Origin of the sequence: Nocardioides humi, assembly GCF_006494775.1 — a bacterium.
Taxonomy (GTDB): Bacteria; Actinomycetota; Actinomycetes; order Propionibacteriales; family Nocardioidaceae; genus Nocardioides; species Nocardioides humi.
Genome location: NZ_CP041146.1, coordinates 3,639,902 through 3,661,323 on the forward strand (window position 1 = coordinate 3,639,902; position 21,422 = coordinate 3,661,323).

The following is a 21,422-nucleotide window of genomic DNA, read 5'->3' on the forward strand; positions in this document are numbered from 1 at the left end:
CCTCAGGTCACCAGCAGCCCGCCGTCCACCGGCAGGACGACGCCGGTGACGTACGCCGCGGCGTCGCTCGCGAGGAAGAGCACCGCCCCGGACAGCTCGTGGGCCTCACCCAGCCGTCCGGCGAGGACGCGATGCTCGACCAGGTACGACTCGTAGCTCTCGTCGTAGGTGCCTGTCATCTCGGTGCGGAACGAGCCTGGGGCGATGGCGTTCACCCGGATGCCCCGGCGTCCGGTCCACTGCTGGGCCAGGTCGCGGGTCAGGCCCAGCACCCCGGCCTTGCTGGAGGAGTAGGCCGCCTGCGGCAGCCCCGCCGTGGTGAGCGCGAGGGCGCTGGCGATGTTGACGATCGAGGAGCCGCGGGGCATCCGGCTCGCGCACGCCTGCGACATGAAGAAGGTCCCGACCAGGTTCAGGTCGACCACCGCGCGGAACTCCTCCTCCGTCTCCCGCAGGGCCGGGACGGCGGACGCCACGCCGGCGTTGTTGACCAGGACGTCGATCGCGCCGAACCGCTGCGCCGCCTCCGCCGCCACCCGCTCGCAGTCCTCCCGCACGGATACGTCCGCCACCACGGCGGCGCAGTCCCCGCCCAGCGCGCGGATCTCCTCCGCGACCCGTTCGAGTCGGTCGGGGCGACGCGCCGCCAGGACGAGCGTGGCACCGGCCCCCGCCAGGTCGACGGCGACCCGGGCGCCGATCCCGGACGAGGCGCCGGTCACCACCGCCACCCTCCCGGCGAGGGAGAACCTCTCGAGCACCGACAACGCGACTCCTCACGGGCTGGAGACCTGTTCCGCACGCCGGGCCACGGCGCTGACACCGGGAGCAGGTCCGGTTACCAATGCACCGGAGCCTCGACCGGGTGCCTGCCCGGATCAAGGCCGCACCCCATTCGTCGGAACACCGGCCGCCCCGGTCGTCGCCCGACCTGACAGCACTGGAGCGGACATGCCGAAGGCACTGGTCGTCGGGGGTACCGGCCCGACCGGACCCCAGATCGTCGCGGGACTCGTCGAGCGTGGCTTCGAGACCACGGTCTTCCACCGAGGCACGCACGAGGCGCCCTTCCCCGACGAGGTCGCGCACCTGCACGCCGACCCCCACTTCGCGGAGTCGATCGAGTCCGCGCTCTCGGGCCGCAGCTACGACGTCGCCGTGTGCATGTACGGCCGCCTCCGCCTGCTCGCCCCGGCGCTGGTGGGCAGGACGGAGCGGGTGATCAGCGTCGGTGGGCCGTCGTACCTGCGGACGGACTCACGTCCCGCGGGCGAGGCGCACGAGCGGTTGACGGAGCCGACGATGTTCCGTCGCATGCTCGAGACCGAGGAGACCGTCTTCGCGCACCACGAGCGGGGAGACTTCTCGCTGACCCATCTGCGGTTCGCCACCATGTACGGGCCGCGTCAGCTGGCGCCGCGCGAGTGGAGCATCATCCGCCGGCTCCTCGACGGCCGCACGTGGATCCCGGTCCTCGACGGCGGCCTCACGCTCGAGAGCCGGTCCTATGTGGACAACGCCGCCCACGCCGTCCTCAGCGTCGTCGACCATCCGGAGGCGAGCGCGGGCCGCGCGTACAACGTGGCGGACGCCGACGTGCTCTCCGACGCGGACACCGTGGCCGTGCTGGCCGGCCACCTGGGGGTCGAGGTCGAGCTGGTGACCTTCCCGGCCCGCTCCGGGCAGCCGGGGCACTTCTGGGGCGTGGGCCGCGAGCTGTTCAACGACCTCCCCGACCGCGCTCCCTCGATGCGACACCAGCTGCTCGACACCTCGAGGATCCGGCGGGAGCTCGGCTACGTCGAGCCGGTCCCCACCCACGAGGGACTGCGGCGGACCGCCGAGTGGTACGCACGCCACCGGCCGCGGCCCGGCGGGGAGGAGGAGCGCCAGCTCGGTGACCCGTTCGACTACGCCGCCGAGGACGCCTACCGGCACGCGGCGGCGGAGTACGCCGATCGGCTCGCCGGCATCCCATTCGCCGGAAACACCTATGGCCACCCCTACGACCACCCACGAGCATCGCGTCCGTGACAGACCACAACGAAGAGCTGCTGTACGACGTCGACCGCCAGGTGGCGACGATCACGATCAACCGCCCCCGCGTCCTGAACGCCTTCACGATCCAGACGCTCCGTGACATCACGGCCCTCATCGAGCGCGCCGGCCAGGATCCCGCGGTCCGGGTCATCGTGCTCACCGGCGCCGGCGAGCGATCCTTCTGCGCCGGCGGCGACGTGTCGACGGAGAACGAGGCCCTGGCCGAGGACGAGACGGCGTTCGCCCGGGTGAACAAGCGGCTGTACGAGGTCTACCGCGAGTGCATGAAGCCGATCATCGCGCGGGTCAACGGCTACGCGATCGGCGGCGGCAACCACCTCGCCTACATGGCCGACTTCACCATCGCGGCGGACCACGCCGTCTTCGGCCAGAACGGCCCCCGGGTCGGCAGTCCCGCCGAGGGCTGGATCGTCGCCCACCTGCGCTCCGTCATCGGCATCAAGCGGGCCAAGGAGATCTGGATGCTCTGCCGGCGGTACACCGCCCAGCAGGCCCTCGAGTGGGGACTCGTCAACGCCGTCGTCCCCCTGGCCGACCTCGACGCCGAGGTGCGTCGCTGGTGCGACGACATGATCGACCTCAGCCCGACCGTGCTCAAGCTGGTCAAGCGGTCCTTCGACGACAGCCTGCTGCCCGTGCGCGAGCGCCTCGACTCGGTCTCGCTCCTGCAGGAGGTCAACCCGGAGTTCATCTCCTCGGGCGAGCAGGCCGAGGGGGCCAACGCCTTCATGGAGAAGCGCAAGCCGGACTTCTCGTCATGGGGATGACGTCGCGGGTCCTCGTCGCCGGCGCCGCCAGCGGCATCGGCGCCGCCACGGCGGCGCTGTTCGCGGAGCGCGGCCATCACCTGGCTCTCGCCGACCTCTCCGTCGACCGCCTCGACGAGACCGGCGCCGCCGTCCGGGCCCTCGGGGGCGACCCGGCGGTGATCGGCTTCGACGCGACGGATCTGCGGTCCTGCCGGGAGCTGCTCGCCGCGGCGACCCGTCACCTCGGCGGCGTGGACGCCGTCGTGTCCACCGTCGGCTGGACCGAGACGCATCCCTTCCTCGAGGAGGAGCCGGAGTACTGGCGTCGCGTGGTCGACGTGAACCTCATGGGCAGCATCAACCTCACCCGTGCCGCACTCGAGGTCATGGTTCCGGCCGGAGGCGGCAGCATCGTGCTGACCGCGTCCGAGGCCGGCAAGGTCGGCACCGTGGGCGAGACGCTGTACGCCGCCGCCAAGGCCGGCGTGATCGGATTCGTGAAGTCCGTCGCCCGCGAGGTCGCGCGGCACGGCGTCCGGGTCAACGCCACGGCTCCGGGGCCCACCGAGACCCCGCTGCTCCGGGCACAGGCCGACCAGGACCGCGTCGTCGACCGCACCATCCGCGCCGTCCCGATGCGCCGCATCTCGACGCCCGACGAGCAGGCGCGGGCGCTCTACTTCCTGGCCACCGACGAGGCCTCCTACGTGACCGGGCAGACCCTCAGCGTCAGCGGCGGCCTGTCCATGAGCTCCTAGACCGGCGGGAGAGACGTTCTCGTGGCAGATGCACCCGTCCATGCGCGCGACGCCTACCCTGCGGAGACGATCGCGGCGCACAAGGCAGGCGGCAGCTGGGCCGACCTCACCCTGGCCGACCTGCTGAGCCGGCACGTCGCCGCCCGTCCCGGCGGCCTCGCGGTGGTCGGCACGGGAGCGCGGCTCACGTGGGCCGAGCTCGACGCCCAGGTCGGTGCGGCGGCGGGTGTGCTGCGCGAGCTCGGCGTCGGCCCCGGGTCCCGGGTGGCCCTCCAACTCCCGAACTGGGCCGAGTTCGTGACCCTCTACCTGGCGGCGCAGCGACGGGGTGCGGTCCTGGTGCCGACCGCCTACTCGTACGCCAGCGGCGACGTGATCCACATGCTCCGCGTGAGCGGTGCCGACACCTGGATCCTTCCGGTGCGGGTGGGCGGCCGCGACTACCGCCACGAGGTGGCGCAGGTGCGCGAGGAGGTCCCGCACGTCCGTACCGTGCTCCGGGTCGCGGGCCCGCACGTCGGGCCGGGCGACGACGTGGCCGCCGACGCACCCGTGCTGGAGCGCGTCCGCGGCGTGGGCAGCGTCGACGCCCCCGCCGCCGCGGGGCTCCGGCCCGACCCCGACGCCCTGTCGCGCCTCACCTTCACCTCCGGCACGACGGCGCTCCCCAAGGCCGTCGTGCACACCCACAACACCGACCTCGTCGCGCCCGCCTGGCTCAGGGACGCCCTGACCCTGGACGAGTCGACGCCGTTGTGGATCCCCAGCCCGGTGACCCATACCGCGGGCCTGGTCCTGGGCCTCTTCGTCTCCCTCCTCGCCGGCTCGCCGCTCGTCCTGCAGGAGCGCTGGGACGTCGAGGAGGCGCTGCGGATCGTGGCGCGCGAGCGTGCTCACTACACGGTGGGCGCCACCCCCTTCCTCACCGGTCTGCTGGACCAGGGCAGGCGCGCCGTCGAGCCGTTGCGGTCACTGACCTACTTCGTCTGCGGCGGCACCCCGATCCCGCCCGACGTCGTCAGGAGGGCCCGGGCCGAGATCGGGGTGTCCGTGCTGCGCGGCTTCGGGCAGTCCGAGGCCCCTCTCCACACCCTGAACCGACCCGAGGACGCCGACCGGTTCCGTGAGGGGTACGACGGTCGGCCCTTCCCCGGCGCCGAGCTCGCCATCGGCGGCCGGCCCTGGCGGCCCGGCCGGTCCGCGACCGGCGCCTACGCGACCCGCGGACCCCACGTGTTCCTGGGCTACTTCAACGACCCTGACGCCACCTCCCGGGACCTGGCTCCCGACGGGTGGTACCGCAGTGGCGACATCTGCGAGGTCGGTCCCGAGGGCTTCGTCCGCTACGTCGACCGGGTCAAGGACGTGATCAACCGAGGTGGGCTGAAGATCAGCGCCATGGAGGTCGAGCAGCTCGTGCTGACCCACGAGGGGGTGGCGGCGGCCGCCGTCGTACCGGTGCCGGACGACGTCCTGGGCCAGCGGATCGGGATCTACCTGGTCGCCGCCCCGGGGAGCGCACCGCTCAGCAAGGAGCAGGTCACCGGGCATCTCGCCGAGCTCGGCGTGAGCAAGACCAAGTGGCCCGAGCGGGTCGGCCACCTCGACCGACTCCCGATGACCGCCTCGGGCAAGGTGCAGAAGAGCGAGCTGCCGCCGTTCCCACCGCTGCGCTGACGGCCGGACGCGTCACGCCCCGCGGGCGGCGTACGCCGCGGCGGTCACGAGCCACTGCTGGAGCGTGGTCGCGCCCACCCGGAGGTCGGGGACGAGGGTGGCCTCGCCGGGGCCGAAGGTGGTGCCGAGGTACTCGGCGCCGGTGTCCGGGACGACCCGGCGCATGTCGCCGGTCGCGCGCAGGAACTCCGTGGCCAGGCGGGGGAACGACATGACCTCGGGGCCGGCGACCTGGACGATCCCGCCCTGGGGGTCCGCGGCGACGCTGTGCGCCATGATCCGGGCGAGGTCCGCGCCCGCGACCGGCTGGACGCGGATGTCGGGCACGTGGACGGCGGCGGACTCCGGGGCGCTGACGAGGGATGCCCGGAGGGCCTCGAGGTAGGTCGTGGAGCGCACGATGGTGTAGGGCACGCCGCGGGCCCGGACCAGCTGCTCCTGGACCTCCTTGCCGCGGAAGTACGGGCTGTTGACCCGGTCCGCGCCGACGATCGAGAGCAGGACGTGATGCTCGACGCCGGCCCGGCCGGCGGCCGTCAGCAGGTTCCTCGTGGTCGTGTCGAAGAACGCGAACGCCTCGCGGTACGGCGTCCGGCGGGGCAGGTTGACCGCGTTCACGAGCACCTGTGCGCCCGCGAGCGCGTCCTCGAGCCCGCGGCCGGACAGTGCGTCGACGCCGCGGCTCGGGCTGGCGACGACCACCTCGTGCCCGTGGTCGGCCAGCGACTCGACGATGCGTGCTCCCAGTCGGCCGGTTCCTCCGGCGATGACGATCCTCATGCCCACTCCGACCGGACGGGGCCGGTCTCCGTGACAGCCGCGGTGACGACACGGACCACGGCGTCCGGGTCCGCGAGGTGACCGAGGTGTCCGGCCCGGTGGTGGACGACGGTCCCGCCCGCGCGGGCCGCCATCGCCTCCTGAGTCTCCGGCGGGAGGACGCGGTCCTCGGTGCCGATGAGGAACCAGCTCGGGAGCCGGTCCGAGGCCGGCATGGCGGACACCTCGTCGAGCGCGCCGAGCGAGATCGGCCGCTGCGCCGCCCACAGGACCTGGCGGTGCGCCCGGCGCAGTCCCGAGGCGAAGGTGTCGACGAAGGTGCGCTCCGGGAGGTAGCAGTCGCTGTCCCACCGGCGCCGGTGGTGGCGCGGGACGATGTCGAGCGCTCGGTCCGCGGCGTCGGCGGAGTAGATCGAGTCGTGCCCGACGAGCTCGGTGATCGTCTCCCCCTCGGTCGGCACCAGTCCGTTGACGAAGACGAGCGCCTGCACGTCCGGGTCGTCGGTCACGGCGTTGGCGACGACGCCGGCGCCGTACGAGTGCCCGACCAGGACGAGGGGACCGTCGATGGTCTCGAGCCGCTGCTGCAGGTGTACGGCGTCGCCGGCCAGGGAGCGGAGCGGGCAGGGGTGCGCCAGGACGGGGTACCCCAGCGAGTGGAGCCGCCGCAGCACCGGCGCCCAGGCCGACGTGTCGGACCAGGCGCCGTGGACGAGCACGATGGTGGGGGTCATGGGATGTCCTGTCCTCAGGGCCGGGCGCGCCACTCGACGAGACCCCACAGGCCGAGGCCGCACAGCAGCCCCGACCACAGCACGCTGCCGTCGCCGAGCCCGGTGGAGGCCACCATGTAGGCCACCGCGCAGGCGAGGTAGCCGAGCGGGTAGAACCGCCGCGCGAAGGCGGCGCGCCGGCCCTCCGGCTCGCCCAGGCGCTCCAGGAGCGCGGCCAGGTGCCGGTCGCGGCGCAGCTCGTCCTCGATGGAGGCGAGGGAGCGTCTTTCCCAATCGTTCAGCATGAGTCGTCACCGGGGTCGGTCGCCGCGGGTGTCGCGGATGTCGTACCTGATCGACCGCGGCCCGGCCTCAGCTGTGACGCTCTCCCTGGTCCCGGCCGCCCTGGTCCCGCGCTGCGAGAGCGGCCCCGATCTGGCGGCGCGAGCGGACCCCGAGCTTCGCGAACACCTTCCGCAGGTGCCAGTCGACGGTGTGGGAGCTGATGAACAGCTCCGCGCCGATCTCGGCGTTCTTCAGGCCGTCGGCGGCCAGCCGGGCGATCTGGGCCTCCTGCGTCGTGAGCGCGTCGGGGACCCTGGGAGGTGCCGGCCGCGGCGCGGCGGCGCCGGTGGCGGCGAGCTCGCGGCGGGCACGCTCGGCGAAGGCGGTCGCGCCGATCTGGGTCAGCAGGTGGTGGGCCCGCCCGAGCATCCGCCGCGCCTCGGGCGTCCGCTCCTGCCGGCGCAGCCACTCGCCGTAGACGAGATGCGCCCGCGCCACCTGCATGCCGACCTGCGCCGGCGCGAGCCGCTCGAGCGCCTCCCGGTAGTACGGCTCGGCGGCGTCGGGCTCGCTCACCAGCGCCGTGACGTACGCCGCGGTGCCGGCCGCCCAGTCGGTGCGGCCGGCCTCCGCGCGGCTGCGGAGGTCGGCCACCGCGGCGGACGCCTCCTCGGGTCGGCCCAGCCGCGCCGCGGCCTCGGCGAGCTCGAGCATCGACCAGGTGGACAGGCCCATCTCGGCGGGATGGGCCGCACCGCGTCGGGCCGCGGCGAGCGCCTCCTCGTGACGGCCCAGCCCGTTGAACAGCACGGCGGCGGACCACTCGCTGGCGGTGATCGCCTTCCCGTCGTCGCGCAGCTGGACGTCCTGGGCCACGGCGTCGATCGCGCGCTGGGTCTCCGTCTCCTGTCCGCGCCACGGCGCGACGACCAGGGCGCCGTAGTGCGCGAAGAAGCTGCTCCCGGTGATCTCGCCCAGGGTCGCGGCCTGGGCGGCCAGCGACTCCGCGGTGACCAGGTCCCCGGCGTACACCCGGGCCGAGAGTCGCAGCAGGAGGGCGGACGGCAGCACCGCCAGCGCCCCGAGCTCCCGCGCCAGCTCCACCAGCGTGGTGGAGAAGGTCGTCCAGCTGCCGAAGTCCCAGGCGTCGTGCGCCGCCCGGCACGCCAGCGGGAGCCAGCCGACGCCCTCGTCCGCGCCGAGCGTGGGTCCCTGGCCGAGCTGGGTCAGGGCCTGCTGGACGAGGGGTACGCCGGCGGCGTACCCCTCCGCGACCACGAGTGCGATGCCCCGGAGCAGCCGGTCCACGCGGCGGTGCGTCAGCGGCTCGGGCATGCCGAGCACGGCCGCCGCCACCTCGGGCAGGCCGACCTCCCCGGCCATCTGGCCCGCGGTCAGCGCCGCGTACATGGCGTCGCGGTAGGTCTCGGTGGCGAGGGCGGGGTCCAGCGGCTCCAGGCGCCGCGCGGCGGAGAGCAGCAGCGGCAGGCCGGAGCTCGCACTCTGCGAGGCGAACAGGATCCGCCCGCGGGCCAGGTCGGCCTGGGCGGCGTCGTACTCGCCGAGGGGCGCGAACCGGGCGAGGTCGAGCAGCTCGACGGCCTGGTCGAACGCCCCGGCCTGGGTCTTGGCCTGGGCGGCCGCCACGGTGCGGGAGCCGCGCCTCGCCGGGTCCGGGGTCAACTGCGCGGCCCGGTCGAGGAACGCCGCCGCGGCGGCGATGCCACCCCGGGCACGAGCGCGCTCGGCGGCCTGCTCGAGCCCGGCCGCGACGGCCTCGTCCGCCTCGGGGACGGCGCTCGCCAGGTGCCAGGCCCGCCGCTCCGGGTCGTGGTCGGGATCCGTGGCCTCGGCGAGGGCGTGGTGGACCTGCTGGCGGCGGGTGGGAGAGGCCGTGCCGTACGCCGCCGAGCGCACGAGGGGATGGCGGAAGCGGACCATGCTGCGGACCAGGACCAGCCCGGTCGCCTCGGCCTCGGCCGCCGCGGGCTCGAACTCGATGCCGAGCAGCGCCACCGCCCGCCGCAGCACGGCGGGATCGCCGGCGGGCTCGGCCGCCGCGGTGAGCAGGAACTGCTGGGTGGCGGGCGTCAGCTCCTCGATCCGGTCCAGGAAGCCGCGCTCGATCTGGTGGGCGAGCGGGAGGGCCTGGGGTGTGCCGGGCTCCCCGGCCTCCTCCGTCGCGGTGAGGCCGCGGGGGAGCTCGAGGAGGGCCAGCGGGTTCCCCCGCGCCTCGGCCAGGATGCGGTCGAGCACGCGGTCGTCGAAGCGTCCCGGGCTGGTCCGGGCGAGCAGGGCGCGGGCGTCGGGGTCGCCGAGCCCCTCGACGAGCATCCGGGGCAGGCCCTGGAGGGGGTGTCCGGCGATCGGCTCGCGGAGCGCGAACACGAGTGCGACCCGCTCGGCGAGCAGCCGCCGCGCCACGAAGGCCAGGGTCTGGGCCGACACCTGGTCCAGCCACTGACCGTCGTCGACCAGGCACACCACGGGCTGCGTGGCGGCGGCGTCGGCGAGGAGGTTGAGGACCGCCAGGCCGACGAGGAAGCGGTCCGGCGGGTCGCCGGCGCTCATCCCGAACGCGGTCTCGAGCGCGCTGCGCTGCGGCTCCGCGAGGCGGTCGAGGTTGCGGAGCAGCGGCGCACAGAGCTGGTGCAGCCCGCCGAAGGCCAGCTCGACCTCGGCCTCGACCCCGGAGATGCGCATCACCCGGCAGCCGGACGCGTGCTCCTGGACGTGGTCGAGCAGGGCGGTCTTGCCGATCCCGGCGTCGCCGTGGACCAGCAGGGCGGCACCGTGTCCGCCCTTGGCGCTCGTGACGAGCTCGTCGAGGGCGGTGCACTCGCGGCGCCGGCCGAGCAGGCCTCCGTGCGCCCCAGTCGTTCGCTCCATGGCTGCTGGGGAGCCTACCGGCAGGCGCGGGTCCCGGGCGGCGCTCAGGCGGCTCGCGACTGCTCCTGCTGTGCCGTGTTCCGCTGCCAGGTCCCCTGGCAGAGCAGCCGCTCCAGGTCGTCGAGGCCGCGGCCGCCCGCCGCCGCCGCGAAGGCCGTCGTCAGCCGGCGGTGCGCCAGCCGGTCGACCGGGCGGTCCCGCCCGGTCCGGATCCGCGGCTGGGCCCGGTGCACGAGCTGTCGTGCGTTCGGGCTGCTCGTGCCGAGCAGGTCGGCGATGTCGTGGTAGCTGTAGTCGAAGCACTTGCGCAGCAGGTACGCCGCCAGCTCGGCCGGTGACAGGCGCGCCATCAGCAGCCACAGGGAGTCCGCCACGTCGCCGGCCTGCTCGACCCCGAGGGTGAGGTCCTGGGTCCCGTCGGGGACCTCCGAGACCGGTGCGTCCATGGCGACCTCGTGGCGGTGCCGGGCCGACTGGATGACGTTGATGGCGAGGCGGGTCGTGGTCGTGGTCAGGAAGGCGGCCGGGTTCCGGATCGCCTCCAGGTCGGTGCGCTGCCAGCGCAGCCATGCCTCCTGGACCACGTCGTCCGCGCCGCAGGCGTCGCCGGTCACGCGGTAGGCGATGCGGAACAGGTGGGGCCGCAGGGCGAGGAAGCTGGCGAGCGCCGGCTCGTGGGATGCCGGTGCGCCGGGCCCGGCCGTCGTACTCGGGATGGGGAGAGACATGGGTGGATTCCTCCTGTGAACGGCCCTCTCGGTGCCGTGTGCTCCACCCTTCGCGCCCACGGGGGCGCACCGCGCCCCGGAGTCGCGTGGTCGACCCCCTGGCCCGGTACGTGGCCACCCGGGCCACGAGACCCCGGGGACCACGCACCACCCTGGTGCGCCGCGTGGGGTCCCGGGGTCAGGCGGGCGTGGCCAGGCCCAGGGCCTCCAGCGCCGCGGGCAGCTCGCGCCGCGAGCCCACGCCCAGCTTCGTGTACACCTTGCGGAGGTGCCACTCGATCGTGTGCGGGCTGAGGAACAGCTCCGCGCCGATCTGCGGGTTGGTCATCCCGCCGGCCGCGAGCACCGCGATCTGCGACTCCTGCGGGGTCAGCCGCGTCGCCGGCTGCGACTCCCGCACGCGGATGTGCTCGCCGGTGGCCTCGAGCTCGCGGCGCGCCCGCTCCGCGAAGGCCCGCGCGCCCATGCCGTCGAACATCTCGTACGACGTGCGCAGCTGGGTCCGCGCCTCGGCCCGCCGCTGGCTGCGGCGCAGCCACTCGCCGTACAGCAGGTGGGTCCGGGCGACCTCCACCACGACCCGGTCCTGGGCCAGCAGCTCCAGGCCGTGCCGGTACGACGCGTCGACGTCGTCGGTCTCGGCGAGCAGCGCCCGGCTGCGGGCCCGGACGCCGCGCGCCCAGCCCGACGGGACCGGCTCGGTGAGCTCGGTCAGCCGGGCCAGGGACTCGCGGGCCTCGGCCAGCTCGCCGCAGCGCGCCGCGGCCTCGATGTGCTCGACCAGCGACAGCCCGGTGAAGTTGAAGCCGTCGTGCTCGATGCCGGCGCGTGCCGCGACCAGCGCCTCCTCGTAGCGCCCGAGACCGTTGTTGAGGACGCCCTGGACGTAGCCGGTGACCCCCAGGAGCGAGACCTCGCCGTGCTGTGTGGCGCTCACCCGCGCCTCGTCGATCACGCCCGCGGCGGGGCCTGCCTCGCCCCGCCAGGCGGCCAGCACCAGCGCGGCGTACTTGTGCGGGGCGTTCCCGGTCGCCGTGGCGATCGCGTCGGCCTCGTTGATCATCGCGTCGGCGGTGGCGAAGTCGCCGTGGTGGATGCGGACGCCGCCGGCGTAGATGAGGGCGGGCGGCAGCACGCCCAGCGCGCCGATGTCCCGGGCCAGCCGCACGGCCCGGCCTGAGAGGGCGTCCCACGCGGGCAGGTCCCACGCGTAGTGGATGAAGGCCTCCAGCGCCACCGGGACCAGCAGCAGCCAGCGCATGATCGCGTCGCGGCCGTCCAGCTCCTCGCCCACGAAGGGCTCGAGCGCCCGGCGCAGCGCGGGGATGCCGGGCTCGTGTCCGTCGGCGAGGAGCGTCGCGACGCCGTCCAGGAGCAGGTCGGAGGCGGCCGAGCCGGAGGCGGTCACCCGGGCGGAGCGGGCGGCGACGGCCGCCGCGCGGGCGCCGGAGGGGCCGTGGACCCGGCCGGCGAACACGGTCGCGCTGATGGCCTCGAGATAGGTCTCCCGCGCGAGCGGGGAGCCGGTGTCGTCGAACCGTGCGGCCGCGTCGAGCAGCAGCGGCGCGGCCTCGTCGCTGCGGCTGCGGGTGAACAGGATGCGGGCGCGCAGGCGGGTCAGCCGTGCCCGGTCCAGCGGCTCGAGCGGGCACAGGTCGGCCAGCGCGGACATCTCCGTCGCCCGGTCCAGCGAGGCCGCGGAGAAGTGCGCCTCGGCCGCCGCCAGCGCCCGGCTACCTCGCGCCCAGGCGTCCGGCGTGAGGACGGCGGCGCGCTCGAGGAGCACGGCCTCGGCGGCCACGCCACCACGCTGCCGGGCGCGGCCGGCGGCCTGGACCAGCCCGGCGGCCACCTCCTCGTCGGGTCCCGCGGCGGCCTGGGCGGCGTGCCACGCGCGCCGGTCCGGGTCCAGCACCGGGTCCGTCGCGGCCGCCAGCGCCCGGTGGGCGGAGCGACGCTCGGCCGGGTCGGCGTGGCGGTAGACCGCGGAGCGCGCCAGCGGGTGGCGGAACCGGACGGACTCGCCGAACTCGACCAGCCCGGCGGCCTTGGCGGGGGCGGCGTCCGGGGTGATGCCGAGGGCCTCGGAGGCGCGGACCAGGAGCCGGGCGTCGCCGATCGGCTCCGCGGCCGCGAGCAGGAGGAGCTTCCGGGTCTGGGCCGGCAGCGCCTCGACGCGCTGCGCGAAGTCCTGCTCGACCCGGCCGGAGACCGAGACCGGCTCGACGTCCTCGACGCCGTAGGCCAGCTCGGCGGCGCTCCGGCCGCGGGCGAGCTCGCGCAGGGCGAGCGGGTTGCCGTGGGTCTCGGCGACCACCCGGTCGCGGATCCGCTTGTCGAGCCGCCCGCCGAACACGGCGGCGAGGAGTTCGGCCGAGGCCCCCGCGTCGAGGCCGCCGACCGGCAGGTGGGGGAGGTCGAGCAGCACCGCCGCCCCCTCCGGGTCGCGCACCGCGAACACCATGGCCACGGCCTCGGCGAGGAGGCGGCGGGCCACGAACTCCAGTGTCTGCAGCGACACCTGGTCCAGCCACTGCGCGTCGTCGACGACCAGGAGCACCGGCCGGGTCTCGGACGCCCGGGTGAGGAGGCTGAGCACCGCCAGGCCGACGAGGAAGCGATCGGGCGGGTCGCCGGCGGCCGTCCCGAACGCGACCTGGAGGGCGTCGCGCTGGGGTGGGGGGAGCGCGTCGATCCCGGCCAGGAACGGCGCGCAGAGCTGGTGCAGGCTCGCGTAGGCGAGCTCCATGTCCGCCTCGACGCCCTGGGCCCGGCTCACGGTGACGCCCGCCGCCTGCTCGGCGACGTAGGAGAGGAGGACCGACTTCCCGATGCCCGCCTCGCCCCGGAGCACGCGGACCGCGGAGTCCCCGGCGCGCAGCGCGCCCAGCAGATCGTCCAGCGCCGCGCACTCGCGGCGCCGACCGACCAGGTGGGGAAGCGGGGGAGTGCTCATCGGTCTCCTGCGGGGGCGGTCGCGGACCTGGCGCCCGGCAGGTCCCAGGAGCACGGTAGCGCCCTGTCACGGGGAGTGCGCCCGCGCGGTCGGTACGGCAGGTACGCGTCAGGCACACAGGAGGTCCCGCATGCGCGCACGGAAGCACCAGCTGGCCACGTCCGTCCTCGTGATCGGCACCGGAGGGTCCGGCCTGCGGGCGGCCATCGAGCTCGCCGAGACCGGCGTCTCGGCGCTCGCGGTGGGCAAGCGGGGGCTCGACGACGCCCACACGGTGCTGGCGGCGGGCGGGATCAACGCCGCCCTCGCGACCACCGACGCCGCCGACACCTGGGAGCAGCACGCGGCCGACACCCTGCAGGAGGGCTACCTGCTCGCCGACCCCCGCACCGTGCAGATCGTGGCGCAGGGCGCGGCGCAGGGGATCCACGACCTCGAGCGGTACGGCATGCGGTTCGACCGCCAGCCGGACGGCCGGATCGCCCAGCGGTACTTCGGCGCGCACACCTACCGCCGGACCGCCTTCGCGGGCGACTACACCGGCCTCGAGGTGCAGCGCGCCCTCCTGCAGCACGTCTCCCGTCTCGCGATCCCGGTGCTGTCCACCGTCTACGTGACCGAGCTGCTCGTCGACGACGGCGTGGTGTTCGGCGCCTACGGCTTCGACCTGGTCGACGGGTCGCGGTACGTCATCCACGCGGACGCCGTGATCCTGGCGACCGGCGGCCACACCCGGATCTGGCGGCGCACGTCGTCGCGGCGCGACGAGAACACCGGCGACTCCCTGCGGCTCGCCGTCGAGGCGGGCGCCCGGCTCCGCGACGCCGAGCTGGTCCAGTTCCACCCGTCGGGGATCCTGGAGCCGGAGAACGCCGCGGGCACGCTCGTCAGCGAGGCCGCGCGAGGCGAGGGCGGGGTGCTGCTCAACAGCCTCGGCGAGCGCTTCATGGCGCGCTACGACCCCGAGCGGATGGAGCTGTCCAGCCGCGACCGGGTGGCGCTGGCGTCGTACACCGAGATCAAGGAGGGACGGGGCACCGACGCCGGCGGGGTGTGGCTCGACCTGTCCCACCTCCCGCGCGAGACGATCCTCACCCGGCTGCCCCGGGTGCACCAGACGCTGCTCGAGCTGCAGATGCTGGACATCACCAGCGACCCGATCGAGGTCGCGCCCACCGCGCACTACTCCATGGGAGGGGTCTGGGTCCGCCCCGAGGACCACGGGACCGACGTCGAGGGGCTGTACGCGATCGGCGAGGCCGCCAGCGGGCTCCACGGCGCCAACCGGCTGGGCGGGAACTCGCTGGTCGAGCTGCTCGTCTACGGCCGGCTCGCCGGGCAGGCCGCCGGGGACTACTCGACGGGACTGACCGGTCAGCGCCGCTCGCTCGGCGCCGTCCGGGACGCGGAGGCCGAGGTCGACCGGACGCTGTCGCTGGACGGCGGGCAGAACGTCCGCGCCCTGCAGCGCACCCTGCGCAACCTGATGACCGAGCACGCCGGCGTCGTCCGCGACGAGGACGGCCTGCGGGCGGGCCTGGCCGCGCTCGAGGACCTCGAGTCACGCGCCGCCGACGTGGGCGTCCATGTCGACATCAGTGGGTTCCAGGACCTCGCACACGCCTACGACCTCCGCTCGGGCCTGCTCGCCGCCCGCGCGACGCTCCTGTGCGCCCTGGAGCGGCGCGAGACCCGCGGCTGCCACAACCGCTCCGACTTCCCCGAGCTCGACCCCGAGCTGCAGGTCAACCTGGTGTGGTCCCCGTCGACCGGCGTGCGCCAGGAGGCCATCCCCCCGATCCCGACCGACCTCGCGGCGCTGATGCACGACGTCTCCGCCGAGGGGAAGCTCCTCGAGTAGCGCGATGACGCCCACCGCCCGCGCCGCCGCCGGCCGCGCGGCGCGCCGCCGACGCCTGCACGCGGCGCTCCTGCGCGGCGTCGTCGCCGTGGAGCCGCGCTCCTCCGCACGCGCACAGCCGGCGCCGCGACTCGTCACAACCCGCAGCCGAGACCTGTCGAAACCGACGACACCCAGGAAAGGGGAGAACAGATGAACAACCACCTCGAGACCGAGGCCCGGAAGATGGCGGAGGCGACCGCGAACCCGCCGTACTTCTACGAGATGACGCCGGACCAGGCACGCGCGGTGCTCGACGACGTCCAGGCACAGCCCGTGCCCGTTCCCGACGTCGACGAGAAGTGGGTCGACGTCACGTCGCCCGTCGCCGACGTCCGGGTCCGGATCGTCCGGCCGCCGGCGGCCACCGAGCCGCTCCCGGCGGTCGTCTACCTCCACGGCGGCGGATGGGTGCTGGGCAACGCCGGCACCCACGACCGGCTGGTCCGCGAGCTCGCGGTCGGCGCGGGCGCGGCCGTCGTCTTCGTGGAGTACGACCGCTCGCCCGAGGCGCAGTACCCCCGCGCCCTCGAGCAGGCCTACGCCGCGGCGCAGTGGATCACCTCCCACGGCGCCGAGGAGGGCCTCGACGGGAGCCGCATCGCCGTGGCCGGCGACTCGGTGGGCGGCAACATGGCCGCTGCGCTGACGATCATGGCGAAGCGCCGCGGCGACGTCTCCTTCTGCCACCAGTCGCTGTACTACCCGGTGACGGACGCGGCCCAGGACACCGCGAGCTACGCGGCGTTCGCGGAGGGCCCCTTCCTGCTGGCGAAGTCCATGGCCTGGTTCTGGGACGCCTACCTCCCCGACGAGGAGAGGCGCGCGGAGATCACCGCGTCGCCGCTGCGGGCGACCTCGGAGGATCTCGCCGGCCTGCCCGAGGCGCTGGTCCTCGTGGTCGAGAACGACGTGCTCCGCGACGAGGGCGAGGCCTACGCGCGCAAGCTCGGCGCCGCCGGGGTGCGGACGACCGTCGTCCGCTACAACGCGACGATCCACGACTTCATGATGCTCAACCCGCTGCGCACGTCCGCCGCCAGCACCGCGGCGATCGAGCAGGCCGTCCACGTCCTGCGCAAGGCGTTCACCCCTGCCTGACCGGCAGGACCCACCACCCACACAGAAGAGGAAAACGCAATGAACCACCAGTCCCCGACCGTCGTCCTGGTCCACGGAGCCTTCGCCGAGTCCGCCAGCTGGAACGGAGTGATCGAGCAGCTCTACGGCAAGGGCGTCGAGGCGATCGCCGTGGCCAACCCGCTGCGCGGCGTCGCCAACGACGCCGCCTACGTCCGCGACGTGATCGCCGGCCTCGACCGGCCGGTCCTGCTCGTCGGCCACTCGTACGGCGGCATCGTCATCACCGAGGCCGCGGCCGAGAACCCGGCCGTCGTCGGTCTCGTGTACGTCGCCGCGTTCGCGCCGGACACCGGCGAGAGCGCGCTGACGCTCTCCACCAGCCACCCGGGCAGCACGCTCGGCGAGGCACTCGTCGCCTACCCGGTCAGCAGCGGCGGCAACGAGTTCGCGATCCGGCTCGACCGGTTCCGCGAGCAGTTCGCGGCCGACGTACCGCTTCCGGTGGCGGGCAAGATGGGACGCACGCAGCGTCCCGTCACCGAGCTCGCGCTCAGCGAGGGGCTGCCCACCGGCAGCCCGGCGTGGCGGACCCTGCCGTCCTGGTTCGTCTTCGGCGACGAGGACCGCAACATCCCCCCGGCCGCGCTGCGCGCCGAGGCCGAGCGGGCCGGCGCCCGCGGTGTCCGCGAGGTGGCGGGCGCGTCGCACGCCCTCACCGTGTCCCGGCCCGAGGAGGTCGCCGCGAGCATCCTCGAGGCGCTGTCCGCCACGGCCGCGGCCGATGCGGCCTGAGGCACGGGCCCGAGCGGCCTCGGGGGAGCCCTCCCTGGAGGTCGTGCCGTGCCCGGAGTGCGAGCGCCCGGCGGAGGTCGTCGAGCGCTGCTTCCTCATCGGGACCGACGGACCGGTCGAGCACGTGCGCATCCAGTGCGTCGACCGCCACTGGTTCCTGATGCCCGCACCGGAGACGGCGCGCACGCCGCGTGCCGCCTGAGCCCGGCGGGACCGAGCGGCGTGAGCGGGCACCCGGTGCTCCGCTCACGCCGCTCCGGCCGTGCGGCCGACCGCACTGCCGGCCACGAGGACCGCCACCACCAGTGCGGCGCCGCAGACCGCCGGTACCGCGCCGATGGTCCCGGCGGCCCAGGCGAGGGCCGCGAGCGCGGTCGCGGCGACCGCGAGACCGGCGCCGGCGATCGGGCTGCGGCCGCCGGGCAGGTGGACCAGCGCGAGGGACGCGAGCGTGAGCGCGAGGGGGACCAGCACCGCGCCGGCCGCGAGGTGGGCGGAGACCGGCGGCGGGTCGTGGTGGCCCGCCTCGGTCGCCAGCACCACGACCTCCAGGCCGGCGCCGACCGCCGCGATCGCCGCGAAGACGGCCAGGTGCCCGTAGCCCCAGACGAACGACCAGGCCCTCCGCTCCTCCAGCAGCTCGCCCGCGGGACCGGCGAAGTACAGCCACCACAGTCCGACCAGGATCGTGAGGCCGGCGGCCGAGAGCGCGACGAGCCGCAGCCGCGGCCGGCTGTCGGCGAGGCCCGCCACCGCGTTGGTCGCGGCCAGCACGCTCTCGCCGAGCAGGACGATCGCGAAGAGGCCGTAGCGCTCGGCGATGTGGTGGGGGTGCCAGGAGGTGCCGCCGGCGCGCTCGGCCCACACCGGCAGCGCCATCTCCAGCCCGGCGAGCACGACGAAGGACCCGAGGTCGCCGGCGACGCCGCCGCCCAGGAACAGGCGGAGCAGCCAGAGTCCCTGGAGCACCGAGATCCCGGCGGCGTACCGGAGGGCGGTACGCCGGCCCGGCCGGTGCTGGACGGCGGCGCGCAGCCAGAGGCTCACCAGGCCCAGGCGCATCACCACGTAGCCGATCGTCACGGTGACGAGGTGGCCGGACGCGAAGCTGTCGCCCACGCCGGCCGCCAGGACCAGCACGCCGGCCATCTGCACGAAGGTGGCGATGCGGTAGGCGACGTCGTCGGTGTCGTACGCCGAGGTGAACCAGGTGAAGTTCATCCACGCCCACCAGATGGCGAAGAAGGCCATCGTGAAGGCGGCGTACCCGCCGGCGACCCGGCCGTGGACCACCTGCTCGGCCAGGTTCGCGGAGGTCTGGGCGACGGCGACGACGAAGGTCAGGTCGACGAGGAGCTCCAGGGGCGTCGCCACCCGGTGGCGCTCGTCGGTGGTCCTCGCGCGCATGGGCAGGTGCAGGGGAGTACGCGTCCTCACGTGCGCTCCGACCGGACAGGCCGCCGATCCGTGACATCCGGCGCGCAGTGATAGGACACGGCGCCGGGCTGTCACAGCCGCCGTGCGTCCACGGTCGGTTGATCGCAAGTCCCACAGACCGTCACCGAACTCCCGAAGGAGACATCATGCGCATCGCCATCGCCGGCGCGACCGGACTGGTCGGGTCGTCCCTCGCCCGGGCGGCCGAAGCCGCCGGCCACCAGGTCGTCCCGCTCGCCAAGGAGACCGGCTTCGACATCCTCCGGCCCGACGGCCTGGTCGAGGCCCTCGAAGGAGCCGACGCCGTCGTCGACGTCATGCAGAGTCCCACGCTCGACGAGGCGGAGGCCACGGCCTTCTTCACCGAGGCGTCCCGGAACCTCGGCACGGCCGCCGCCCAGGCCGGCGTCGGCCGCTCGGTCGTGCTGTCGATCATCGGCGTCGACCGGATCGCCGCGACCGACGAGGAGGCGGGCACCGGCTTCGACGGCTACTACCGCGCGAAGTACGCGCAGGAGCAGGCCACCGCCGCCCACGCCCCCTCGCCGCACGTCGTGCGGTCGACGCAGTTCCACGACATCGCCCGGCAGGCCATCGGCTGGGGCAGGGACGGCGACCGCACGGTGGTCCCCGACCTGGTGACCCAGCCCGTCGCGGTCGACGCGATGGTGCAGGTCCTCCTCGGCGTCGCCACCGGCGAGATCGCCGGCGACCTGAACGAGGTGGGCGGTCCGGGCCGGGAGTCGCTGACCGCGATGTCGACCGCGTTCGCGCGCTCGACGGGCGACACCGTCGAGGTGACCGCGGGACCGGTCGGCGACCTGGTCCGGGACGGCGTCCTGCTGCCCGGGGAGGGGGCTCACCTGGTGGGCCCGTCGTTCGCGGAGTGGCTCGCCGGCGTGGCCGCCGCCACGGCGGCCCGCTGACCGAGCGTCGTACCGCCGCCGGCGAGAGCCCGGCGGAGAGCACCCGGAGCGAAGGTCGAGTCGCAGGTAAGGACGAGTCCGACCGGGTTTCACCGGGGCGGCGCACGCCGCCACGCCGGAAGCAGAGAGCGATTGGACCCGCTCGTCACCTTCCCTCCGTGCCGCAGGGCCTCGTCCGAGGTCCTGCGGCACGCCACGTGAGAGGACACGACATGTCACGCGTCATCGAGACCTCGCGGCTGACCCTGCGGCCGTGGCGGGCTGTGGACCACCCGTCCGCGAGCAGGGTCTACGGATCGCCCGCGGTGCACTCGCGGCTGGATCCGCGGCTGTCCCTGTCGACTCCGGCGGCGCTCCGCAGGACGCTGGTCCGCTGGTCCGCCGAGGACGGCCGGCCGGTGCCGGAGGGTCACTGGGCGGTCGAGCTGAGCGAGGGCGGGCGGGTCGTCGGCGGCCTGTCCCTCCAGTTCGTGCCGTCGGCCGACGGGGACCTGACCATCGCCTGGGCGCTGGCGCCCGCGGCCTGGGGTCGCGGGTACGCCGCCGAGGCGGCCGAGGGACTCATCGACTGGGCGCTGCACGAGGGTCCGGTGACCGAGGTCTTCGCCATCGTGCAGCTCGACAACGAGCGCGCGTCCGCCACCGCTCGCCGGATCGGCATGGAGTGGATCGGCGAGTCAGGGGATGCGGAGCGCCGGCAGCAGGTCTTCCGGATGCGCCACGGCCAGCTGTCCGTCGCGGAGCACGCGTGACCGCGCTGCCTCCTTCAGCAGCGACGGCAGCAGGTCGGCGCGCCTGAGGCGGTAGACCTGGAGCCGGAGCCGGTGGAACTTGTCGGTCTCGCCGACCCACTCCATGCCCAGGCGCCGTGCCGTCGCGGCGGCGCGCCGGTTGCGGGGGCGGACCAGGGCCAGCAGCTCGTCGACGGGGCTGCGGTCGAGCACCGCGACGGCCAGTGCCCGGGCGGCCTCGGCGGCGTACCCGCGACCCCAGGCCGCGGGTGCCAGCTGCCATGCCAGCTCGTAGTCGCCGTCGCCGGTCCCGAGGTCGCGGACGGCCACGCCGCCCACGACGTCGTCGCCGCCGCGGGACGTGATCGCCCAGTGCCCGACCGGCTCGCCGGGCACGCCCGTCTCCGCCTGCCAGCGGACGATCGTCCGCGTCATCTCCGTCTCGTCGGGCACGGGCGGGAGCGCGGGCGCCAGCCAGCGCGCGACCTGCGGATCACCGAAGATCCGCGTCGCCGCGGGCGCGTCGGCGCGACGCCAGGGCCGCAGGGACAGGCGTGGTGTGGTGATCGGCTGGTCCATGCCCGGAACGACCGCGGCGCGGCAGGTCCCGTGACAGCGCCGCCGGACGACGGTGCCGTCACGCGTGCGCGCCGATCCCGGTCGACGGTGTGTCCCCGGCGACCTGCCGGGGCCCGCACCGAAGGAGCAGACCGATGACGGAGCGAGAGCACCTGCACGCCGAGCTCGACCTGGAGCTCGCCCGCCTGGCCTCGGCCGAGGCCCGCGCCGGCGTGGAGGAGGTGGAGCTGCGGGCGTACGGCGTCCGGCTCCGCAGCCTCCATGCGGCGGTGATGGTGGTCGAGGAGGCGCCCGGAGGCTGATCGTCCGCCGGCGCGAGGCGCCGAGGGGCGGCATCCCGAGCCGGTCTTGACTCGGACATTGATTGTCTGAGATAAC

20 protein-coding genes are annotated in these 21,422 nt (G+C 74.7%); 11 read left to right on the plus strand and 9 right to left on the minus strand.

The features are described 5' to 3' along the window. Window positions 1–2: 2 nt before the first annotated feature. Window positions 3–761 (minus strand): SDR family NAD(P)-dependent oxidoreductase, encoded by a 759-nt coding sequence (locus FIV44_RS17795; RefSeq protein ID WP_246086482.1) that lies wholly within the window; start codon window positions 759–761, stop codon window positions 3–5. A gap of 190 nt (window positions 762–951) precedes the next feature. Here FIV44_RS17795 and FIV44_RS17800 point away from each other — a divergent pair, with 190 nt between their 5' ends. The 4 genes from FIV44_RS17800 to FIV44_RS17815 are packed head-to-tail and all read left to right on the plus strand — an operon-like array spanning window position 952 to window position 5,245. Further along, window positions 952–2,034, plus strand: a complete 1,083-nt coding sequence (locus tag FIV44_RS17800) for an NAD-dependent epimerase/dehydratase family protein (RefSeq protein WP_141005603.1) — start codon at window positions 952–954, stop codon at window positions 2,032–2,034. Next, window positions 2,031–2,828 carry an enoyl-CoA hydratase-related protein gene (locus FIV44_RS17805; protein ID WP_141005604.1) on the plus strand — a complete coding sequence of 266 codons (798 nt, stop codon included), beginning with the start codon at window positions 2,031–2,033 and terminating at the stop codon, window positions 2,826–2,828. The genes FIV44_RS17800 and FIV44_RS17805 overlap by 4 nt, the downstream gene beginning before the upstream one ends. Beyond that, on the plus strand, window positions 2,825–3,568 hold the full coding sequence (locus FIV44_RS17810; RefSeq protein ID WP_219996067.1) for an SDR family NAD(P)-dependent oxidoreductase: 744 nt from the start codon (window positions 2,825–2,827) through the stop codon (window positions 3,566–3,568). The genes FIV44_RS17805 and FIV44_RS17810 overlap by 4 nt, the downstream gene beginning before the upstream one ends. A gap of 21 nt (window positions 3,569–3,589) precedes the next feature. Continuing rightward, window positions 3,590–5,245 (plus strand): AMP-binding protein, encoded by a 1,656-nt coding sequence (locus FIV44_RS17815; protein WP_141005606.1) that lies wholly within the window; start codon window positions 3,590–3,592, stop codon window positions 5,243–5,245. Between the two features lie 12 nt (window positions 5,246–5,257). On the opposite strand, the gene FIV44_RS17820 is transcribed toward FIV44_RS17815, so the two are convergent. From FIV44_RS17820 to FIV44_RS17845, 6 genes are all read right to left on the minus strand, one after another. Further along, window positions 5,258–6,025, minus strand: coding sequence for an SDR family oxidoreductase (locus FIV44_RS17820; RefSeq protein WP_141005607.1), 768 nt, complete (start codon window positions 6,023–6,025; stop codon window positions 5,258–5,260). Continuing rightward, a complete protein-coding gene (locus FIV44_RS17825; RefSeq protein ID WP_141005608.1) occupies window positions 6,022–6,759 on the minus strand; it encodes an alpha/beta fold hydrolase in 738 nt (245 codons plus the stop codon). The genes FIV44_RS17820 and FIV44_RS17825 overlap by 4 nt, the downstream gene beginning before the upstream one ends. A 14-nt stretch (window positions 6,760–6,773) precedes the next feature. Continuing rightward, window positions 6,774–7,043, minus strand: coding sequence for a DUF3040 domain-containing protein (locus FIV44_RS17830; protein ID WP_141005609.1), 270 nt, complete (start codon window positions 7,041–7,043; stop codon window positions 6,774–6,776). Between the two features lie 67 nt (window positions 7,044–7,110). Beyond that, entirely contained in the window at window positions 7,111–9,912 is a 2,802-nt protein-coding gene (locus FIV44_RS17835) for a helix-turn-helix transcriptional regulator (protein WP_141005610.1), read from the minus strand. A gap of 44 nt (window positions 9,913–9,956) precedes the next feature. Continuing rightward, window positions 9,957–10,640, minus strand: a complete 684-nt coding sequence (locus FIV44_RS17840) for a sigma-70 family RNA polymerase sigma factor (protein ID WP_141005611.1) — start codon at window positions 10,638–10,640, stop codon at window positions 9,957–9,959. 178 nt (window positions 10,641–10,818) lie between these two features. Then, entirely contained in the window at window positions 10,819–13,596 is a 2,778-nt protein-coding gene (locus FIV44_RS17845; protein WP_141005612.1) for a helix-turn-helix transcriptional regulator, read from the minus strand. Window positions 13,597–13,726: 130 nt separating this feature from the next. On the opposite strand from FIV44_RS17845, the gene FIV44_RS17850 reads away from it, so the two are divergent. The 4 genes from FIV44_RS17850 to FIV44_RS17865 all read left to right on the plus strand — a co-directional run bounded on the left by FIV44_RS17850 (window position 13,727) and on the right by FIV44_RS17865 (window position 17,573). Further along, window positions 13,727–15,457: an FAD-binding protein gene (locus FIV44_RS17850; protein ID WP_141005613.1), complete on the plus strand. Its 1,731-nt coding sequence runs from the start codon at window positions 13,727–13,729 to the stop codon at window positions 15,455–15,457. Between the two features lie 192 nt (window positions 15,458–15,649). After that, a complete protein-coding gene (locus FIV44_RS17855; protein ID WP_141005614.1) occupies window positions 15,650–16,597 on the plus strand; it encodes an alpha/beta hydrolase in 948 nt (315 codons plus the stop codon). A gap of 39 nt (window positions 16,598–16,636) precedes the next feature. After that, entirely contained in the window at window positions 16,637–17,371 is a 735-nt protein-coding gene (locus tag FIV44_RS17860) for an alpha/beta fold hydrolase (RefSeq protein ID WP_141005615.1), read from the plus strand. Beyond that, window positions 17,361–17,573 (plus strand): hypothetical protein, encoded by a 213-nt coding sequence (locus FIV44_RS17865; protein WP_141005616.1) that lies wholly within the window; start codon window positions 17,361–17,363, stop codon window positions 17,571–17,573. Before FIV44_RS17860 ends, FIV44_RS17865 begins: the two co-directional genes overlap by 11 nt. 44 nt (window positions 17,574–17,617) lie before the next feature. Here FIV44_RS17865 and FIV44_RS17870 read toward each other — a convergent pair whose 3' ends face one another. Continuing rightward, window positions 17,618–18,808, minus strand: coding sequence for a low temperature requirement protein A (locus tag FIV44_RS17870; RefSeq protein ID WP_246086483.1), 1,191 nt, complete (start codon window positions 18,806–18,808; stop codon window positions 17,618–17,620). 146 nt (window positions 18,809–18,954) lie between these two features. Between FIV44_RS17870 and FIV44_RS17875 the strand changes: the two genes are divergently transcribed. Next, the gene (locus FIV44_RS17875) at window positions 18,955–19,734 is read left to right on the plus strand and encodes an SDR family oxidoreductase (RefSeq protein WP_141005617.1); all 780 of its coding nucleotides are present in this window, start codon (window positions 18,955–18,957) and stop codon (window positions 19,732–19,734) included. A 212-nt stretch (window positions 19,735–19,946) separates the two neighbouring features. Next, window positions 19,947–20,486, plus strand: coding sequence for a GNAT family N-acetyltransferase (locus tag FIV44_RS17880; protein WP_141005618.1), 540 nt, complete (start codon window positions 19,947–19,949; stop codon window positions 20,484–20,486). On the opposite strand, the gene FIV44_RS17885 is transcribed toward FIV44_RS17880, so the two are convergent. Further along, window positions 20,412–21,044, minus strand: coding sequence for a GNAT family N-acetyltransferase (locus tag FIV44_RS17885; protein WP_141005619.1), 633 nt, complete (start codon window positions 21,042–21,044; stop codon window positions 20,412–20,414). The two genes, FIV44_RS17880 and FIV44_RS17885, sit on opposite strands and share 75 nt — an antisense overlap. A gap of 134 nt (window positions 21,045–21,178) precedes the next feature. Here FIV44_RS17885 and FIV44_RS30645 point away from each other — a divergent pair, with 134 nt between their 5' ends. After that, a complete protein-coding gene (locus FIV44_RS30645) occupies window positions 21,179–21,346 on the plus strand; it encodes a hypothetical protein (RefSeq protein WP_181410672.1) in 168 nt (55 codons plus the stop codon). The last annotated feature ends 76 nt before the right edge of the window (window positions 21,347–21,422 follow it).

Excerpts from the sequence above, each read along its gene's own strand:
- FIV44_RS17800 (WP_141005603.1), top strand. The coding sequence starts at position 952 with ATGCCGAAGGCACTGGTCGTCGGGGGTACCGGCCCGACCGGACCCCAG.
- FIV44_RS17810 (WP_219996067.1), top strand. The coding sequence starts at position 2,825 with ATGACGTCGCGGGTCCTCGTCGCCGGCGCCGCCAGCGGCATCGGCGCC.
- FIV44_RS17820 (WP_141005607.1), bottom strand. The coding sequence starts at position 6,025 with ATGAGGATCGTCATCGCCGGAGGAACCGGCCGACTGGGAGCACGCATC.
- FIV44_RS17825 (WP_141005608.1), bottom strand. The coding sequence starts at position 6,759 with ATGACCCCCACCATCGTGCTCGTCCACGGCGCCTGGTCCGACACGTCG.
- FIV44_RS17830 (WP_141005609.1), bottom strand. The coding sequence starts at position 7,043 with ATGCTGAACGATTGGGAAAGACGCTCCCTCGCCTCCATCGAGGACGAG.
- FIV44_RS17835 (WP_141005610.1), bottom strand. The coding sequence starts at position 9,912 with ATGGAGCGAACGACTGGGGCGCACGGAGGCCTGCTCGGCCGGCGCCGC.
- FIV44_RS17840 (WP_141005611.1), bottom strand. The coding sequence starts at position 10,640 with ATGTCTCTCCCCATCCCGAGTACGACGGCCGGGCCCGGCGCACCGGCA.
- FIV44_RS17845 (WP_141005612.1), bottom strand. The coding sequence starts at position 13,596 with ATGAGCACTCCCCCGCTTCCCCACCTGGTCGGTCGGCGCCGCGAGTGC.
- FIV44_RS17850 (WP_141005613.1), top strand. The coding sequence starts at position 13,727 with ATGCGCGCACGGAAGCACCAGCTGGCCACGTCCGTCCTCGTGATCGGC.
- FIV44_RS17855 (WP_141005614.1), top strand. The coding sequence starts at position 15,650 with ATGAACAACCACCTCGAGACCGAGGCCCGGAAGATGGCGGAGGCGACC.
- FIV44_RS17860 (WP_141005615.1), top strand. The coding sequence starts at position 16,637 with ATGAACCACCAGTCCCCGACCGTCGTCCTGGTCCACGGAGCCTTCGCC.
- FIV44_RS17865 (WP_141005616.1), top strand. The coding sequence starts at position 17,361 with ATGCGGCCTGAGGCACGGGCCCGAGCGGCCTCGGGGGAGCCCTCCCTG.
- FIV44_RS17875 (WP_141005617.1), top strand. The coding sequence starts at position 18,955 with ATGCGCATCGCCATCGCCGGCGCGACCGGACTGGTCGGGTCGTCCCTC.
- FIV44_RS17880 (WP_141005618.1), top strand. The coding sequence starts at position 19,947 with ATGTCACGCGTCATCGAGACCTCGCGGCTGACCCTGCGGCCGTGGCGG.
- FIV44_RS17885 (WP_141005619.1), bottom strand. The coding sequence starts at position 21,044 with ATGGACCAGCCGATCACCACACCACGCCTGTCCCTGCGGCCCTGGCGT.
- FIV44_RS30645 (WP_181410672.1), top strand. The coding sequence starts at position 21,179 with ATGACGGAGCGAGAGCACCTGCACGCCGAGCTCGACCTGGAGCTCGCC.